13 protein-coding genes, 16 tRNA genes and 1 rRNA gene are annotated in these 18278 nt (G+C 35.0%); 2 read left to right on the forward strand and 28 right to left on the reverse strand.

Annotated features, from left to right (window positions below):
* Window positions 1–25 precede the first annotated feature (25 nt).
* Window positions 26–952 (forward strand): DMT family transporter, encoded by a 927-nt coding sequence (locus AN960_RS05195; RefSeq protein ID WP_056467842.1) that lies wholly within the window; start codon window positions 26–28, stop codon window positions 950–952.
* A gap of 299 nt (window positions 953–1251) precedes the next feature.
* Here the strand turns inward: AN960_RS05195 and AN960_RS05200 are convergent, their stop codons facing one another.
* The 11 genes from AN960_RS05200 to queG form a co-directional block, all read right to left on the reverse strand.
* Window positions 1252–2004, reverse strand: coding sequence for a DUF3888 domain-containing protein (locus AN960_RS05200; protein ID WP_056467845.1), 753 nt, complete (start codon window positions 2002–2004; stop codon window positions 1252–1254).
* A gap of 291 nt (window positions 2005–2295) precedes the next feature.
* A complete protein-coding gene (locus AN960_RS05205) occupies window positions 2296–3291 on the reverse strand; it encodes a DNA/RNA non-specific endonuclease (RefSeq protein ID WP_502692502.1) in 996 nt (331 codons plus the stop codon).
* Between the two features lie 240 nt (window positions 3292–3531).
* Entirely contained in the window at window positions 3532–3963 is a 432-nt protein-coding gene (locus AN960_RS25275; RefSeq protein WP_353611572.1) for a tyrosine-type recombinase/integrase, read from the reverse strand.
* The gene (locus AN960_RS25280) at window positions 3900–4370 is read right to left on the reverse strand and encodes a tyrosine-type recombinase/integrase (protein ID WP_353611573.1); all 471 of its coding nucleotides are present in this window, start codon (window positions 4368–4370) and stop codon (window positions 3900–3902) included. Before AN960_RS25280 ends, AN960_RS25275 begins: the two co-directional genes overlap by 64 nt.
* A gap of 282 nt (window positions 4371–4652) precedes the next feature.
* Window positions 4653–6785: a PBP1A family penicillin-binding protein gene (locus AN960_RS05215; RefSeq protein ID WP_082459375.1), complete on the reverse strand. Its 2133-nt coding sequence runs from the start codon at window positions 6783–6785 to the stop codon at window positions 4653–4655.
* 946 nt (window positions 6786–7731) lie between these two features.
* Entirely contained in the window at window positions 7732–8925 is a 1194-nt protein-coding gene (gene yhbH, locus AN960_RS05225; RefSeq protein ID WP_025671718.1) for a sporulation protein YhbH, read from the reverse strand.
* 323 nt (window positions 8926–9248) lie between these two features.
* The gene (locus tag AN960_RS05230) at window positions 9249–10151 is read right to left on the reverse strand and encodes an aldo/keto reductase (RefSeq protein WP_056467909.1); all 903 of its coding nucleotides are present in this window, start codon (window positions 10149–10151) and stop codon (window positions 9249–9251) included.
* Between the two features lie 103 nt (window positions 10152–10254).
* The gene (locus tag AN960_RS05235) at window positions 10255–12150 is read right to left on the reverse strand and encodes a PrkA family serine protein kinase (RefSeq protein ID WP_056467854.1); all 1896 of its coding nucleotides are present in this window, start codon (window positions 12148–12150) and stop codon (window positions 10255–10257) included.
* A gap of 433 nt (window positions 12151–12583) precedes the next feature.
* Window positions 12584–13078 carry a tRNA (uridine(34)/cytosine(34)/5-carboxymethylaminomethyluridine(34)-2'-O)-methyltransferase TrmL gene (gene trmL / locus AN960_RS05240; protein ID WP_056467857.1) on the reverse strand — a complete coding sequence of 165 codons (495 nt, stop codon included), beginning with the start codon at window positions 13076–13078 and terminating at the stop codon, window positions 12584–12586.
* 62 nt (window positions 13079–13140) lie between these two features.
* Complete coding sequence (locus tag AN960_RS05245; protein WP_056467860.1) at window positions 13141–14055, reverse strand: amidase domain-containing protein; 915 nt, start codon at window positions 14053–14055, stop codon at window positions 13141–13143.
* 76 nt (window positions 14056–14131) lie between these two features.
* Window positions 14132–15256 (reverse strand): tRNA epoxyqueuosine(34) reductase QueG, encoded by a 1125-nt coding sequence (gene queG, locus AN960_RS05250; RefSeq protein ID WP_056467864.1) that lies wholly within the window; start codon window positions 15254–15256, stop codon window positions 14132–14134.
* A gap of 491 nt (window positions 15257–15747) precedes the next feature.
* Here queG and AN960_RS05255 point away from each other — a divergent pair, with 491 nt between their 5' ends.
* Window positions 15748–16044: a hypothetical protein gene (locus AN960_RS05255; protein ID WP_056467865.1), complete on the forward strand. Its 297-nt coding sequence runs from the start codon at window positions 15748–15750 to the stop codon at window positions 16042–16044.
* A gap of 212 nt (window positions 16045–16256) precedes the next feature.
* Here AN960_RS05255 and AN960_RS05260 read toward each other — a convergent pair.
* From AN960_RS05260 to rrf, 17 genes are all read right to left on the reverse strand, one after another.
* A tRNA-Leu gene (locus AN960_RS05260) sits at window positions 16257–16339 on the reverse strand.
* Window positions 16340–16432: 93 nt separating this feature from the next.
* A tRNA-Leu gene (locus AN960_RS05265) sits at window positions 16433–16516 on the reverse strand.
* Between the two features lie 14 nt (window positions 16517–16530).
* Window positions 16531–16601, reverse strand: a tRNA-Cys gene (locus AN960_RS05270).
* A gap of 5 nt (window positions 16602–16606) precedes the next feature.
* Window positions 16607–16681 (reverse strand) — tRNA-Gly (locus AN960_RS05275).
* Between the two features lie 4 nt (window positions 16682–16685).
* Window positions 16686–16760 (reverse strand) — tRNA-Gln (locus tag AN960_RS05280).
* A gap of 80 nt (window positions 16761–16840) precedes the next feature.
* Window positions 16841–16916, reverse strand: a tRNA-His gene (locus AN960_RS05285).
* Window positions 16917–16931: 15 nt separating this feature from the next.
* A tRNA-Trp gene (locus tag AN960_RS05290) sits at window positions 16932–17005 on the reverse strand.
* Window positions 17006–17012: 7 nt separating this feature from the next.
* Window positions 17013–17097 (reverse strand) — tRNA-Tyr (locus tag AN960_RS05295).
* A gap of 10 nt (window positions 17098–17107) precedes the next feature.
* A tRNA-Thr gene (locus AN960_RS05300) sits at window positions 17108–17180 on the reverse strand.
* A gap of 36 nt (window positions 17181–17216) precedes the next feature.
* Window positions 17217–17292: transfer RNA gene (locus AN960_RS05305), tRNA-Phe, on the reverse strand.
* An 8-nt stretch (window positions 17293–17300) separates the two neighbouring features.
* A tRNA-Asp gene (locus tag AN960_RS05310) sits at window positions 17301–17376 on the reverse strand.
* A gap of 3 nt (window positions 17377–17379) precedes the next feature.
* Window positions 17380–17456 (reverse strand) — tRNA-Met (locus AN960_RS05315).
* Between the two features lie 179 nt (window positions 17457–17635).
* Window positions 17636–17711, reverse strand: a tRNA-Val gene (locus tag AN960_RS05320).
* Between the two features lie 9 nt (window positions 17712–17720).
* Window positions 17721–17795, reverse strand: a tRNA-Glu gene (locus AN960_RS05325).
* Between the two features lie 23 nt (window positions 17796–17818).
* Window positions 17819–17910, reverse strand: a tRNA-Ser gene (locus tag AN960_RS05330).
* Between the two features lie 4 nt (window positions 17911–17914).
* A tRNA-Asn gene (locus AN960_RS05335) sits at window positions 17915–17989 on the reverse strand.
* A 10-nt stretch (window positions 17990–17999) separates the two neighbouring features.
* A 5S ribosomal RNA gene (gene rrf, locus AN960_RS05340) occupies window positions 18000–18115 on the reverse strand.
* Window positions 18116–18278: the final 163 nt, after the last annotated feature.

Consider the following 18278-nt stretch of genomic DNA (forward strand, 5'->3'; position numbering starts at 1 on the left):
AATGTTTGAAAGGAGCATCATGATTATGCAAAACAGCAGAAGTCTTGGACTATTTATGATTCTTACAGGAGCTACTTTATGGGGATTATCAGGTCCATTAATTCAATGGTTTTTTCAACGTACGACAATATCATCAATCGACTATTTAGTCATTCGCCTCTTACTTGCTGGGGTCTTTATTTTATGTTTCTTACTTACAAAAAAACAAAATATATTTCGTATTTTGCAACAACCACATCATCTATTACACCTTATCATTTTCTCAATCCTTGGGATGCTTGGCGCACAATATGCTTTTATTGAAACTGTGTATATTAGCAACGCCGTGACAGCTACACTATTTCAATTTTTAGGACCAGTTCTAATTACTATTTACGTTGCAATCCAAAATAAAAAACTGCCCTCTACTACGCAAGCAGTATCAATTGTCTCTGCACTGATCGGCACATACTTTATTATTACAAATGGATCAGCCCATAATATTGTCATGTCTAAGGAAACTATTTTATTCGGACTGTTAACAGCTATTGGTTTTACCTTCTATACACTTCACCCTACTTCCCTTATACAAACATGGGGGACGACTCTTATTATTGGCTGGGGTATGCTAATTGGAGGTATTGCATTATTTATTTACAATCACTCTTTTGAATGGAAACAACTTTCACAAACCTTTACGCTGTCAATATTCTCTATGCTAATTTTAATTATAATAATTGGTACAGTTTCTTTTCTTCTCTACATCGGTAGCCTAAAATATTTATCAGCAACAGAGACTAGTATTTTATCTAGTATTGAACCACTTGTAGCAACTATTGTTTCTATTACTTGGCTAAAAGAATCTTTCGGAGTATACCAATTACTAGGTGGTATATGTATCGTCATCGCAGTTATTTTCTTAACAATGCCAGAAAAAGTAGCAAAATCCACATTCAAAACTGAACAAATATAATGTCAAATGTAAAAAGAGATCTATTTTTACGATTACTACTTTCCATTATGATGAATAAGAACTCTGACTTCACTATTGATTAAACACTAAATCTTTATAATAAAAAACAGAAAAACCCTATAAGGGGCTTTTCTGTTTTTCACTTGCCATTCAAATCGTACTTCATTTTATACTATTGTACAGCGATTATTTCGCTGCCTTCTCATGCTCCTGCTTGAAAAAGCTCTTCATCGAATTGAACACATCTGACTTTTGTTTAAGGATGTAGTCTGTGTTCTTTGCATAAGCAATACATTATTCTACAAATACCAAAGCAATTCATTTTTCATTTTCTTACCATTCTTATTCATCTTTTTTACAACTTCCCATCTCTTATTTTGCTTATTCACTTCATAAAGTATATTTGTTCCATCTGATTTCTTAAAAAGGATATATGCTTTTTTCCCTTTTATAAAGGTAACAGGAGAAATCACATTTTTATAAGGTGGATGGACCTCTGGATTCAAAATGTTATTAATAATCTCCTCAGTAATATTGGTAAGGGATTTGTATTCCTTTTCTTTTTCTGCTTTATATTGTAGCTGCGAATAATTATATTCTGAATATAGCTCTAAATTTAAATTAAACGATTGCTTTATATCTGAAATCGTCTCACTATAAAACTGTTTAAATTTCCTTTCCTCTTGATCGCCCTCATGAACAAAACTAATCTTCTTAATTCCTATTGGGCTTATATGAAAGATCATTGTCTCCTTTCCATAAGGAGGATTGTGTGCATGTTCAAAAGTATTCACTTGGACTTTTGCTGTAAAGCTAAAACTACCTTCTCTATCCCTATTAATATTTAATATTTTCGCATCATACAAACCATACGCTTTTTGATATCCATAATAATCTTCTACACCTTTTGAAATATAAGGATCGAGTGTAGTCAGCAATGTATCATGAAGTAATTTATTATTTATTTCATTTTGATTTGCTTTAATTACAGAAGGTTGAATAAGAAAAATGAACATGCTAATTGAGATTAATATAAAAAATTTTGTCTTCATATAAACCCTGCCTAATGTATTTTAGGATTATATTTACCCATGCAAAAAAAACCATACTTAGATCCATACAATATCTTCTCCCAGAAACCACAATAAAAAAATCGACTTAATAGTCGATTTTGATGTACATGCGTTAGTTGCATTAGAAACTCTATAATTCCAAAATATCAATGATGCTGTATTAACAAATTGATAAGATCAAAACACTTATCAAGGGAATTAAAACCAGCATCATTTTATAACTTGCCTCTTTACTTCAATAAGAAGAAAAGAATCACCACATAACCTCATTTATTCGCCTACTAAGCCATCACCATCTCGATCATCCATATATTTATAGAGCCATGAATCTCGCGTAATTGGCATTTTAAATCCAGCAGCTTTGGCTTCAGCGATCGTAACACTTCCGTTATGATTTGTATCCACTTTACTAACGTCTTCATTACTATTTTTCGTTTTGTTTGCAGGCACATTGTTTGTTTTCGATGGAGTACTGCTCGTACCTGTCGTTTTCCCTAAATTTTTGTTCACTTCATCTGGGTTTACATTGTCAAATTCATCTGTAATGGATCTGCCCTGAATTTTATATGTGAATTTATAGTGGTTAGGAATTTGCGTCCTAGTATTAGGATAGTGAATCACTGCTACGAAATCAGTGCAACCTCTTGCATCTCGAATCACTTTTTCCATATAAGCTTGATCACCGTGCCTATTGAGATTGCTGTTCTGAGGTGTAATGTTATATGCGTTTGATACTCCCCCAAGCGAGTCAGCAATCACATGCCCTTTATCCAAGGTTGGACTCTCTGTACCAGGAACATTTGCTTCATCAGAGTAATATCTACCTGATGACAAAACATGATCCGTATTCGAATTTTGAAGAGTTATCTTTTTCGCCTCAACACGAATTAGCTGACCGTATTCATTTGTATACGCCCAATATTCCCGTTCTCCATATCCGACATCTACTTTGACATTCGGTTGTCTATCTCCTGACATATCCCCGCCGTTTACTACAATTAGGGTATATTTGCTATAATCAAATCCGTCTGTTGTACCTGTTGCCTTTGAAGTGCCAGAAGCAGGAACACTTTTGTTCGGTTCACTATCACTCTTTGTTTTTTCTGTGTCATCTGCATGTGTACTCTTAATGTTTTCAACAGTCTTAGAAGCCGTGCTCGTTGGGGATTCCACTTTTTTTGACGAAGTCTGTTCAGTGATTTGTCCGCAACCCACAAATATAGATAATAAAATCACAGTAAATAAAATCAAAAATACTCTTTTAATCACACTTCTGCACACCTTTCTCATTTTTCTACTCTAGAAAATCCTATTTAACGATAACACATTTTGATCTTTTGTTGGAAAATATTTATCGTTGGTTTTTACAACAAAAAACCAGAAAAACCCTCTACCGGGCTTTCTGGTTTATCTTTATAAAAGAGAAATTTCATAATACACCCTTTTTCCTTATCAGCATGCTCAGCTTTATAAGAAGTTATTAAATGGAGCGTTGCAATTCCTTTTTTAAAAGTATTTACAATATTGATCTTGGCGTTGCTTTCCACTCAGTTTCGCATATATACGTGTTGTTTCACTCTTTTCGTGACCTAATAAGCTTTGGATTACTTCAATTGGAGCTCCATTATCCATTAAATGGGTTGCATACCAGTGTCTTAGTTGGTGGGGTGAAATCTTCTTATTAAACTCTGCCTGTAAAGAAACCTCATTAATTATATGGCGCGTTTGAGCAATACTTAACCGACGAGGTGCTCTTTCGGTTACAAATAATGCAGGATCTGAATCGTCTCGTTCGTTCAAGTATCTAAATAACCAAATTTCAGCTCGAGTATTGAAGTATACTTCTCTTTCTATATCACCTTTTCCTCGTACTATTACAGAGTGATTCGTCCAATTAATATTATTTTTATTATTAAGACAATTTCGCCTATACGGCATCCTGATGAATACATAAACTCAATTATTGCATGTTCTCTTAGCGTATTACAGGCTTCTCGAAGGAGTTCAATTTCCTTAACAGTTAAGAATTTAGGAATTCTAGTTCCAGCTTTTGGTTCTTTTAACTTTGAAGAAGGGTTACTATGAATCTCACCCTCTTCATGAGCCCAACGGAATAAAGATTTTATAAAACGAACTCTATGTGCTAGACTTGCAGGTTTTAACTTTTCTCCAACAATTACAAGATACTCTTTTAAAGCATCAGTAGAGATTTGAGCAATATCAATATCACCGAAGTGTTTTATTAATAATGTTGCTTGGATTTTATATGCCTTTAGAGTAGTTGTTGAGTATCCTTCAATTAACTTATCATTATAGTAACTTATCCATGCTTTAGATAATAACATTAATGAATTCCCTCCAATAATTGTTGTTATACCAGGCATTATTGACGAAATTCATGTTTAAAATAGGTGGGTTATATTATTGCACTAAATGGCAGGATAGTCATAATGAACGAAACGGCTCCATTTTGTTGAATAAGAATCCTCTCTATCCCATTTATTAATCTTTGTGTATTTATGACAAAAAAACAGAAAAACCCTCAATGGGGTCTCTCTGTTTCTCACTTTCTACGAATTTTATATAGATTTACTAAACTCGACTTTTAATTATGTCGGGTCGCTTCTTTAGTCCTTCCATTTTTTACCTTTTCCATTTCCATGTCCTTTTTCTTTTCCTTTTCCTTTTCCTTTATTTTTATGCTCCTTCTTTTCATGCTTGTCTTCTTGCCAACCATCATCTTGCACTTTCTCTTCTTCTCTGTACATTTCCTCTTGTTTCTTTTTCTTTTCTAATTGTTTTTTATAATTCTTTCCAAGTAGTGGTAGATCGAACTTATTGGGCGGAATTTCCTTTCCAGATTTCAATATAATTTCTTTAAATATTACAGTCGCGGTTTGACTACTTGATGATGTCAAATAATGATTTTTATCTGTTTTATCATAGCCTAACCAAACAGCCCCAACGATGTTTGGAGTATACCCTACAAACCAATGGTCTTTTGCTCCGTTCACAGTAGAAAAAGGCAGCTGAGTAGTTCCTGTTTTACCTGCAATATCTCTGCCTTCTATTTGTGCTTTAACTCCAGTTCCCTCTTTGACAACACCCTTGAGCATAAATGTAATTTTTTGAGCGATGGATGCCTCGGTCACCCGAGTTTGTTTTTTATTCCATTTCCCAATCGTCTCTCCATCTGCATTCTCAATTTTTTGAATCGCATGTGCTTCTACCATAATTCCGTTATTTGGAAAGGCGGAAAATGCTTGAGCCATTTTTAAAGGAGATGTTCCTTCATTCATACCTCCAAGAGCTAGACCAAGAGTCTGATCTTTTTTACCTAATGGAATACCAAAACGCTTTACTGCATTTATCCCATTTTCTAATCCTATTTTTTGCAATAACCAAACAGCAGGTACATTATAAGAGTGGATAAGGGCGTCGTACATCGTAACTTCTCCATGAAATTGATTGTCAGAGTTTTGAGGTTGATAGCCATTAATATTAATAGGATGATCTTCTAAGGTATCAAAAATATCATATCCTTGTTCCAACGCTGGAGTATAAGTTGCCAATGGTTTCATTGTGGACCCAGGCTGACGTTTTAATTGAGTAGCACGATTAAATTGCCTAAAAGTATGCTCACCACGTCCGCCAACAAGGGCAGTAATACCTCCTGTTGAAGGGTTAATCAGAATGGCTCCGCTTTGAATGGTTTGATCAGACTGACTTTTAGGAAACAAATTGTTATTTTTATACACATCTTCAACAGCACTTTGAATGGCAGGATTCAATTCGGTATAAATATGGAGTCCTCCTGAAAGAACCTCGTTTGGTGTCAGATGATATTTATTGATCGCCTCATCAATAATATAATCTACATAATATGGATATTTACCTTGGTAATCTTTATTTTTCTTATCTGCTAATACAATTGTTTGCGCCTTAGCCTTCTGAGCTTCACTTTGACTAATATAGCCTTCATTTTCCATTAATGACAGCACAGTATTTCTACGATTAATTGCTTTATCGAAATTCTTAAAAGGCGACAGGTTAGAAGGAGCCTTAATGATGCCCGCTAACATCGCTGATTCGCTTAATGTTAACTGATCCGCATCTTTCCCAAAATACACTTGGGCTGCACGCTGAATACCCCAAGCACCTTCTCCGAAATAGATCTGGTTCAAATAACGCTCTAAAATTTCATCTTTCGAGTATACTCTTTCAATCTTTTTTGTCAAAATCAATTCTTTTAACTTTCTTGTATAGGTACGCTCTTGTGTTAGAAAAGCATTTTTGGCTAACTGTTGCGTAATTGTACTTCCACCTGCAACAATTTCTCCACTTACTAAGTTTTTTAGTAGCGCCTTTGCAATCCCGAAATAGTTAATACCACTATGCTTGTAAAAGCGTTGATCTTCAGTTGCAATAACGGCATGTATCATATTTGTTGGAATTTGCTTTATGCTGACTCCCTCGATGTTTGAAACTGAGATCTTACTTGCGGCTTCTCCTTTTTGATCAAAGATGATTGTCGGCTGCGGTGCAGGATCTTCCAATTTACTCACATCACTTGTCCAAATCAAGATATTCATAATAAATAATAAGCATACAGCTAACGCTGCGACTATCGATAATATTTTGAAAAGGAAGCCTTTGGAAGATAAACGGTTCCATAGTTTCTTTGATAATTTTCTTTGCTGTCTTCTCTCTATTCTCCCCACACTGTTTTCCCCTTTAAATTTAATGTAACTGTTTGTCATTTATCTGTAAAAATGTTTATCATTTGCTGGATGGTACATCCAATATTCTTCTATATCCTATCCATCTTTTTTGCTTCGTTAATTTATAGAGGGATAACATAAATATAGAAGAGCTATCAACGCTATTTACCCTTATAGAATAAAGGCTTCTATTAAATCTAATTTACTTTCTTTGATTCGGTCTTCTCATGAACAATACGTACATACCGTACTAAAGAGGAATTGATTAAACTATACCCTTTTTCATTTTTCACAAAAAAATAATCATACTTCAACAGTTTACTCATTACTTCAAGCCGAATCTCCTCGATGGTAACTTCTAATCCTTGGGTTACATTTTCCCATTTTATAGAGGATTCACAAGTGTAACAAACATAAAGTGTTTTCAAGTATATCTTCCTTTCTTTCGCTCCTGTCTTCACAAAAAAAATACCCTTTTTCATCGGGGTATTTCACAGTATACTGCTATCTTCGTTTACATAACTTTTATTTTACACTAGCTATGTTTTTATTGTTTGATTTATCACAATTATACAAGGTGTTGTAATATATATCACTAACTAATAAAAGGAAAAAGCTAACAACTAAATCATCGTGTTTCTTCTCTGATTGATGAAATGATGGAATTTCAAGATTAAATTACAGATAAAGGTGGGCTTATGAAATTACCAGAAGCTTTTGGGAATACTCATCTGTTCAGTCCAACCCTGTTTACAATCACACATCACTTTTAATATGTACCCCGATTATTTCAACAAAAGGAAAACCCTATTCATTTTTTTAACAATATTGGTCAACTATACTGCAAATATGTTGAATAAGATCCTCTATGCCATTCATTAAACTTTGAGTATTCATGACAAAAAACCAGAAAAACCCTCTACCGGGCTTTTCTGGTTTCACTTTCTATTCTATTCGTACTTCATTTAAATCGATTGTACAGCTATTATTTCGCTGCCTTCTCATACTCCTGTTTAAAGAAGCTCTTCATTGAATGGAAAACATCTGATTTTTGTTTAAGGATGTAGTAGCGGAATTTTTCATCATTAATGTTTTTATATGCGGACATTAGTGTAGAGTGTCGATTGTATTGGTTTACTTCTCCGTATCCGAACATATTGCTCACTTTCATTAATTCTTGAACTAATTTTACGCAGCGAGCATTATCAGATGTTAAATTATCTCCATCAGAGAAATGGAATGGATAGATATTATATCTTTCTGGAGAATATTTGTATTCAATTACTTCTAAAGCTTTTCGATAAGCAGATGAACAGATCGTTCCTCCGCTTTCTCCTTTTGTGAAGAACTCTTCTTCTGTAACTACTTTTGCTTCTGTATGGTGTGCAATAAACTCGATATCAACTGATTCATATTTTGTTCTTAAAAATCTAGTCATCCAAAAGAAGAAGCTTCTTGCCATATACTTTTCCCATAAGCCCATACTTCCGCTAGTATCCATCATTGCGAGTACGACGGCTTTAGATTCCGGTTTTCTAATTTCATTCCATGTACGGAACTTTAAGTCTTCTGGAGATATAGGATAGAATGATGGCGTACCACTCATTGCGTTACGCTTAAACGCAGACATCATTGTACGTTTTTTATCAATGTTACCCATTAACCCAGTTTTTCTAATGTCATTAAATTCAATATTTTCTACTGTATTTAAGTCTTGTTCTTTTCTTTTTAGATCTGGTAATTCTAACTGACTAAAAAGAGCTTCCTCTAATTCCATTAGTGAAACCTCTGCCTCATAATAATCTTCGCCTGATTCCTTACCTGCTCCTTGCCCTTTGCCAGCACCTTTTTGCGGCTGGCCGCCTTGTGAACCATCTCTTGCCACTACATCGCCAACTTTACTGTCTCCAGTACCCTGACCAACGTGTTTATTTTTATCGTAGTTGTATCTAATCTTATACTCATCTAGTGACCGGATTGGGATTTTTACTACATCGCGCCCATTTGACATGATGATGCTTTCTTCTGTGATCAAATCTGCTAAATTCTTTTTAATCGCCTCTTGTACCTTCTCTTGGTGGCGCTGTTGGTCGTCGTGTCCTTTACGATGGAGGGTCCAGTCTTCCTGTGAAATGGTAAAATTATGCTTTTGTTCATGTTCATTATTTTCATTACTCATTTTCTTTCCCTCCCTTACTTGTTATGATTTATTTTAAAAATAAAAAAATCGTCACACAGTAATACACAATTGCATAAACTAATTCGGTAGGTGATTTTCTACCCTTTTTTATGGATTACTCTATCATATGCAGAAGGACACAATAATTGACAATGTTTCTTCTAAATTTTACACCCATTTTTTCAGAAAATAGGACGAGTCCTTAAAAATAAATATATTTATATAAAAATTCCAATAAACTTTTGCCTTTAACTATATGTAACAATACTTAAAAAAGAACAAAAAAAGTGGAAAACTAGTAAAAAGTTTTCCACTTTTTTTATTTAAGGTAAATTATGCCCCATTCCAGCTACGTAAATTCGTAACCATTGTTCCGCTGACATACTTAACTTTGTAGATTCAACTGCTGTTTTGACACGTTCAATTTTACCAGACCCTATGATTGGCATCATTTTAGCGGGGTGAGCTAATAACCATGCGTACATTACTTCGTCGATTGAATTTGCACCAATTTCACTAGAAATCTCTTCAAGCATCGCTCGAACTCGTACCGCTGTTTCAGACTGACTAGTAAAAATTTGTCCGCCTGCTAATGGGGACCAGATCATTGGAGCAATATCTTTTTCAAGTAATAAATCAATTGTTCCCTTTTCAAAATGCTCTAATTGCATTGGCGAAACTTCAATTTGATTTGTTACTAAAGGCATGTTTAGATATTCTTGTAATGCATTAAATTGAGATGGTAAAAAGTTGGATACCCCAAAGTGGCGTACTTTTCCTTCAGATTGAAGTTGATTAAACGCCTCTGCGATTTCCTTTGGATTCATAAATGGATTTGGTCTATGTATTAACAGTAAATCGATATAATCTGTTTGTAGATTTTCCAATGAATTGTTCACACTCGTTAAGATATGCTCTTTACTAGTATCATAATGATTCATTTTAAGTTCAGGAAACTTTGATGACTTTAACTTTATCCCACATTTTGTAACGATTTGGATTTTTTCACGAAGCTCCGGTTTTATTGCTAAAGCCTTTCCAAAAATCTCTTCACAAGTATAACCACCATAAATATCGGCATGATCAAATGTTGTAATTCCTAAATCAATGCATTCTTCTATAAAAGCGACTAATTGTTCTGATGTCATTTTCCATTCAGCTAAACGCCATAATCCGTGAATAATTTGTGAAAACTCAAGATTCTCAGCTATTTGAATTCTTTTCATATACATTACCTTACCCTTCTATTTAATCATTATCATCATTATAGGATAAACGTTATTAATTGCAAAAGAAAACGGCTATCTAATAGATAGCCGCTTAAACAATTTATCGGTTTAGTAATGAACCTACGTAGCGTAATAATTCATTTGCTGATGTTGAATTATAACCATATTCATCAACTAATCTACTGACAACGTCATTGATTTTCTTCAATTGACGCTCGTCAGGAGTTTTTGTGGACGTCGTAATTTTCACAACATCCTTCAGATCCGAAAAAAGTTTCTTTTGGATAGCTTCTTTTAATCTTTCATGTGAATTGTAATCAAAACGTTTGCCTTTTCTTGCATAGGCAGAGATTCTGATTAATATTTCTTCACGGAATGCTTTCTTCGCATTCTCAGAGATGCCAATTTGTTCTTCAATCGAACGCATCAACTTTTCATCTGGATTCATCTCTTCACCTGTTAAAGGATCACGAAGCTTATTCTTATTGCAATATGCTTCTACATTATCAAGATAATTATCCATAAGTGTTTTTGCAGACTCTTCATATGAATAAACAAAGGCTTTTTGAACTTCTTGTTTTGCAATATCATCATATTCTTTTCTTGCGATTGAGATAAAATTCATATAACGCTCACGATCTTCATTCGAAATAGATGGATGTTGATCTAAACCATCTTTTAATGAGCGTAATACATCTAAAGCATTAATTGAAGGGATCTCTTTTCGAATAATTGTAGATGAAATACGGTTAATGACATATCGTGGATCGATACCATGCATACCTTCATCTAAATATTCTTTCTTCAGCTCTTCTAAATCAACAGTGTTATAGCCTTCTACCATTTCACCATCATATAGACGCATCTTCTTAACTAAATCAATATCTCCTCGTTTTGGTTCTTTTAAACGAGTAAGTATTGTAAACATTGCGGCAACTCTTAAAGTATGAGGAGCAATATGAACATTTGAAACATCACTTTCAGAGATCATTTTTTGATAGATTCTCTCTTCTTCACTCACTCTTAAGTTATAAGGAATTGGCATTACGATTATTCGAGAATGTAATGCTTCATTTTTCTTATTATTAATAAAGGATCTGTACTCTGTTTCATTCGTGTGAGCAATGATTAATTCATCCGCAGAAATCAATGCAAAACGCCCTGCTTTAAAGTTTCCTTCTTGCGTCAGGGATAATAAGTGCCATAAAAACTTTTCATCACATTTTAACATCTCTTGGAATTCCATCATTCCACGGTTCGCTTTATTCAACTCACCATCAAACCGGTAGGCACGTGGATCTGACTCTGATCCGAATTGAGCAATTGTTGAAAAATCAATACTTCCTGTTAAATCTGCAATATCTTGAGATTTTGGATCAGACGGGCTAAAAGTACCAATACCAACTCGACGATCCTCTGATAAAAATACTCTTTCTACCATAACATCTTCTATTCTTCCACCAAACTCTTGTTCAAGTCTCATTAAGTTTAAAGGTGAAAGATTTCCTTCAATTCGAACTCCATATTCTGTGAAAAAATCATCTCTTAAATGGTTAGGAATTAAATGCAATGGATCTTCATGCATTGGGCAACCTTTAATTGCGTAGATTGCACCTTGATCAGACCTTGAATAATTTTCTAAGCCTCTCTTTAACATCGTTACCAGTGTAGATTTACCACCACTTACAGGACCCATTAACAATAAAATACGTTTTTTTACATCTAATCTCTTGGCAGCAGGATGGAAATATTCTTCCACGAGTCTCTCTAACGCTTCTTCTAATCCATATAGGTTGTTATTAAAGAAACTATAGGTTTTTTTACCATTCACTTCTTCAATACCTGCGTCTTTAATCATATTATAAATTCTAGAATGTGCAGTTTGTGCAACCAATGGCTCCTCTTTTAACATTTCAAGATACTCAGCAAAAGTGCCTTCCCATTTCAATCTTTGTTCCATGTCCCGGTGCTGCTCAAGTTTCTTTAAAATATCCATGGACAAGTACCTCCTTCTTCTCATCTGTAAGAGAGATTATTAAAGGATATGCAAGGATGTCCGTACTCATGCTATATCTTTGAGTAGGAAAATATATTTTATCGAAATCCAATTCTCATAATTTTACTTTCATATTTCTATGTTTTTTTTGTATAATAAGGTTTAGGGTGTTGGGAATTTTTCAATTGGGAGGATACATACTGATGAGACTAGTATTAATTTTATTAGTAACAGCATCATTCTTAGCAGCAATTTTCACAGGCGGCTATAATGACAAACCTGGACTGAAAAACAGATAATATTTTTTAAAGGATGCTTCTAAACGCGGATCTTATTTTAATTTAGACCGTTTTATGGAAGCATCTTTTTTTGTACTCTTTGATAAACTCTTAAATTAATACAAAAAAAATCACCATTTATATGGTGACTTTTATTATTTAGAATAATCCTTTACCTTCAACAACTCGCGGAAATCTTGCTGACGTAAAGCTTCATAAATTAAAATTGCAGCTGTATTTGATAAATTTAGTGACCTAATATGATCTGTCATTGGTATACGTAAGCAAGTTTCCATATTTTTTTCAATTAACTCTTTCGGAAGCCCTGTTGTTTCTCTACCAAATACAAAGAAAATCTCTTCATCTAAATTTGTATAGTCAAAGTTTGAATATGTTTTTTCCCCAAATTTAGTTATAAAATAAAATTTCCCGTCTTTATACTTATCAAATAAATCGTCCAAAGAATCATGATAATGGATATCTACATGCTCCCAATAATCAAGACCAGCTCTTTTTAACATTTTATCATCAGTTGAAAAACCTAACGGACGGATTAAATGTAAACTTGTATCTGTTCCTGCACAAGTACGTGCAATATTTCCTGTATTTGCTGGAATTTGTGGTTGATATAATACAACGTGTATTCCCATCTTTTTCACCTCTATATTGTTTCAATGCTTTATATTATACCAAATTCGTAATTAATAAGGTATTATTCCATTGGAGGATTAGAAAAGTCATCAACGAAGTGAAAAAACTTATACTTTATATTCTCCGTAAAAGCAGAAGAATCATAGTAAGACCAATATCTTTTACGGCTATTTACAGTATGTGCATTCACTAACGGTTCACCATTTTCATCCTTAGCAACAACGATTGTACAATGATTCCATACTCCATCACCTTCGAAATCATATACGATAATATCCCCCAATGTAAGATCTTTTGGAGAAGGCACCTCTTCTGCTTTAATTCCAGTTTTAGGTGAAGGTAAAAATCTTCTTAATGCGTGAGCAACTCTCCAGCTATAACTACTATTAGAATGATTTCTATACCACCACCCTGTCCCTGGTTTTGGCATTCCAACCATTCGAATACCTCCAGCCCTTAAACATTGAGAGATAAAATTAGTACAATCATTTGCATACAATGGATATTCTTTATTATGGCCATCCCACCAGGTTTCAGCATATTTAACAGCATTAAAGCGATTATATCTGTTATTTCGATCTAATGATTCACTATCACCTATATCGTCTTCTTCGAGTTCATAATTTTCAACTTGATTATCAATCGGGAACGCTATGTCATATAAGATTTCATCATTTTCAATCGCGATCTGTCTTTGATGTTGATCCTCTTCAAAATATAAATCGGTTTGCTTTAAAAAATATCGCGTATGGAAGGTATAATTTATATACGTTATATCCTGTTCATTCCAAATATTATTTACATCAAGATTTCCATATACTTTTACTAATGAAGTATTACGTTTATTATATAATTCAACTTTACGCCTGATGGCCTGATATTCTTTTTCTTGAATAGGATGACTTCGATGTCCTTCACCAAAATAAAGTTGTAATCGTTCTTTTAAATAACGCTCTAAAAGTTCACGATTAAACAAGATAATCCCCCTTTTCAACATATATTCTTATTCTATACGATGTTGAAAAATAAGAGATTATACCACTCATTATTGATTACTTTGAAAGAACAGCATTAATTTCATTAAGTACAATCTCATCTTGCTCTTTTTGTAAACAACTTTCAATAAATGGTGTACTGGTCTTTCCTTCAATCTCAAAAATAGCCCAGATAGCTGTACCTCTTATTACTGGTCTAGCATCTTTTTTTGCTAATTGCTTTAAATCCTCTAATGCAGATTCATCTTTAAAATGTGCTAAAGCAATAATAGCATTTCGCTGAATAGGATTCTTTCCTCTCCATGACCCAGACATTTGACCAAACTGACTTTTAAACTCTCTATTACTTACCTGTAATACTGAGCGTAATAAAGGTTTTACAGTTTCCGGATCAGGTTCCATCTCAGTATGATGCGTAAAATTAACCCCTTTATTTTTAGGACATATTGTCTGACATGTATCGCAACCATATATTCGATTTCCTAACTCTTTTCGAAACTCAACAGGAATCATTTCTTTTGATTGGGTTAAAAATGCAATACAATTTTTAGCATTTAATTGACCTGGAGAAACAATAGCGCTTGTCGGGCAAACATCAAGGCATTTTGTACACTCTCCACACTGTTCCTCAATAGGCGAATCTGGTTCAAAAGGTAATGAGGTAATCATTTCCCCTAAATACACATAGGAACCGAATTCTGGCGTAATGATTGAACAATTTTTAGCACTCCAACCTATACCTGCTCGCTCAGCTACAGCTCGATCTACTAGCTCTCCAGTATCGACCATCGACTGAACCTTTGCATTTGGATAATGTAATAAAATAAATGACTCAAGCTGAAGTAATTTCTTTTTTACAACGATATGGTAATCTTCCCCCCATGAAGCCCTACAAAAGATACCTCTTGTAGATCCTTTTTTACTTTTAGGAGGATTTTTCATTTTAGATGGATAAGCTAGAGCAATTGCAATTATTGAATTAGATTCTGTCATAATTTTTCTTGCATCTACTCTTCGTTCAATATCCTTTGTCTCAAAACCCGATTGGTAATTTAATTCCTGCTGCTTATATAAACGATTTTTTAATGTTAAAAACGGATCAACAGTTGTAAATCCAATCTTATCTATTCCAATTTCTTTACTATATAAAATCAATTTTTTTTGAAATTCTTTTATATTCACAAGAATCACCTAACTGCCTGTTAATTTACAAATTATATTTTCTATTCTAGTCAGAAAATTATTTCTTTATCTAATTATGACACAAAAGCCTTTAATAATAGACTTTTTAATATAAAAAAACGCAATGTATCGTTCTTCGAATGAATCAATACACTGCGTTGTTATCAAGTTATAAGTGCTTATCTACTAATACAAATGTAATATGTATTTAGTAGGTTTTTAATGAACTTGTAATTAAATTTATCATAAATATGTCATAAATTCAAGAATAAAATCATTTTTTGTCGAAAGTGTTCTAGCATGGTTAAGCTTAGAATATGGAAAGGTCGAGAATAGAAAATGTCTAAATTAGTAAGCTCAATAATCATCAGAACTTTATTAATTAGCTAATAGCAGAGTGTATTGAAAGATTTGTAGAAATTTGAATAAAGGTATAATTTATTTTCTCATAGAATTCTTCTTTATAGGTTAAATATAGGAGGAGAATAACTATGACAGATCCTTTGGTAAATGAAGAAAAAAATCCTTTGGTCGAAAGTTTCGAAGGTGTCTGTAGTTTGATTGAAGAAACAAACGACAGAATTGATTTTACACAAGATACCCTTAAGGAACTTGATCGATACAATAACGAGAAATTAAAAGATGCAAAACAATTTACTATTAAAGTAGCTGCTGCAAGCTTACTAATAGCAACAACAGGATTAGTCGTTACTTTAGCAAATAAAAGAAAACCAAAACAGTTTGATTGGCTTGCTGCAAAGCAAAAACGTAAATATGTAAAAATGTAATGAAGAGCATTTCTAAATGAAGAATAGCCCCTTAAAGAAAGGCAGTGACTATAATGGTCGTTGCCTTTCTTTATGATAATCGTATGAAGATAATTTTTTAATGCTCGATGAAGATAAAGAATATATAAACCCTATTCTATTCCTTACCTTTTACTATATAAACAAAAAAAGGATTCTGCATCTCTGCAAAATCCTCTTCCCTGATTTCAATATAGCGGTGACAGGACTTGAACCTGCACATCCGTGAAGATACCTGATTTTGAGTCAGGCGTGTCTGCCATTCCACCACACCGCCAAAAAGTTATAAAATAATTATAATATAGGAAGGACTAATTGTCCAATCAAATCTGAAATTAAAAACCTCTTACTTTTGTAAGAGGTTTAATGATACCGAGGGCCGGACTCGAACCGGCACGGGGTCAACCCCCGCAGGATTTTAAGTCCTGTGTGTCTGCCATTCCACCACCCCGGCAGAAGTAAATTAAAAGGCGGTAACCGGATTTGAACCGATGATAAAGGTTTTGCAGACCTCTGCCTTACCACTTGGCTATACCGCCATATTTGGAGCGGAAGACGGGGTTCGAACCCGCGACCCCAACCTTGGCAAGGTTGTATTCTACCACTGAACTACTTCCGCATAATGGCTGGGCTACCTGGATTCGAACCAGGGCATGACGGAATCAAAATCCGTTGCCTTACCGCTTGGCTATAGCCCATTAATTAAGAACTTTATATACTATATTCAGTTTATTATAAATAATATTACTCACTTGAGTAATCCTTACAATAATTTAAATGGGGCGACCGATGGGAATCGAACCCACGAGTGTCGGAACCACAATCCGATGCGTTAACCACTTCGCCACGACCGCCATTATTGAATTATTTGGCAGGGGCAGTAGGAATCGAACCCACACCAAAGGTTTTGGAGACCTCTATTCTACCGTTAAACTATGCCCCTATAAAAATGGTGGAGGGGGACGGATTCGAACCGCCGAACCCACAGGGAGCGGATTTACAGTCCGCCGCGTTTAGCCACTTCGCTACCCCTCCGATTAAAGAGTGCCGACTAGAGGACTTGAACCCCCAACCTACTGATTACAAGTCAGTTGCTCTACCAATTGAGCTAAGTCGGCTTAATAATAATTGCTTGCTATATATTTTATTTAAGATGGTGGCTCGGGACGGAATCGAACCGCCGACACGAGGATTTTCAGTCCTCTGCTCTACCGACTGAGCTACCGAGCCAACTTAAATGGCGGTCCCGACCGGGATCGAACCGGCGATCTCCTGCGTGACAGGCAGGCATGTTAACCGCTACACCACGGGACCATTTGGTTGCGGGGACAGGATTTGAACCTGCGACCTTCGGGTTATGAGCCCGACGAGCTACCAGACTGCTCCACCCCGCGATAATGTGGACTCTATTATTTATAGATCCATAAACTGTATTTCGTTAAGACCATCCCAATCTCAGGATGTTATTGCAAGTAGCAGCTCGATTGGTATGCTGAAGTAATTTCTTCGAAGCATATTCGTTCGTGCTCCACCCCGCGATAATAAGATATATATATTAATTTTATTAATTAAATGGTGGAGGATGACGGGCTCGAACCGCCGACCCCCTGCTTGTAAGGCAGGTGCTCTCCCAGCTGAGCTAATCCTCCAGGATAAAATGGTGACCCGTACGGGACTCGAACCCGTGTTACCGCCGTGAAAGGGCGGTGTCTTAACCGCTTGACCAACGGGCCAGTATAATAGTGCTGAAAACATGTGGCGGAGAGCAAGGGATTTGAACCCTTGAGACAGGGTTACCCGCCTACACGATTTCCAATCGTGCTCCTTCGGCCACTCGGACAGCTCTCCAAAATGGCTCCGCAGGTAGGGTTCGAACCTACGACCACTCGGTTAACAGCCGAGTGCTCTACCACTGAGCTACTGCGGAATAATCATAAACCAAGCGACGTTCTACTCTCACAGGGGGAAACCCCCAACTACCATCGACGCTGAAGAGCTTAACTGCCGTGTTCGGTATGGGAACGGGTGTGACCTCTTCGCTATCATCACTTGATTCAATTCCTTAAGGACAATAACTATTATATCAAATCTTACTCAAAAGTCAATGACTTTTTAAAAGTTTTTTATAATAACTTTTGCACCCTCAAAACTAGATAATGTCATTATCAAACTTGTTAGTTAAGTCCTCGACCGATTAGTATCAGTCAGCTCCACGT

Origin of the sequence: Bacillus sp. FJAT-25509 (assembly GCF_001420605.1) — a bacterium.
GTDB lineage: Bacteria > Bacillota > Bacilli > Bacillales > Bacillaceae_G > Gottfriedia.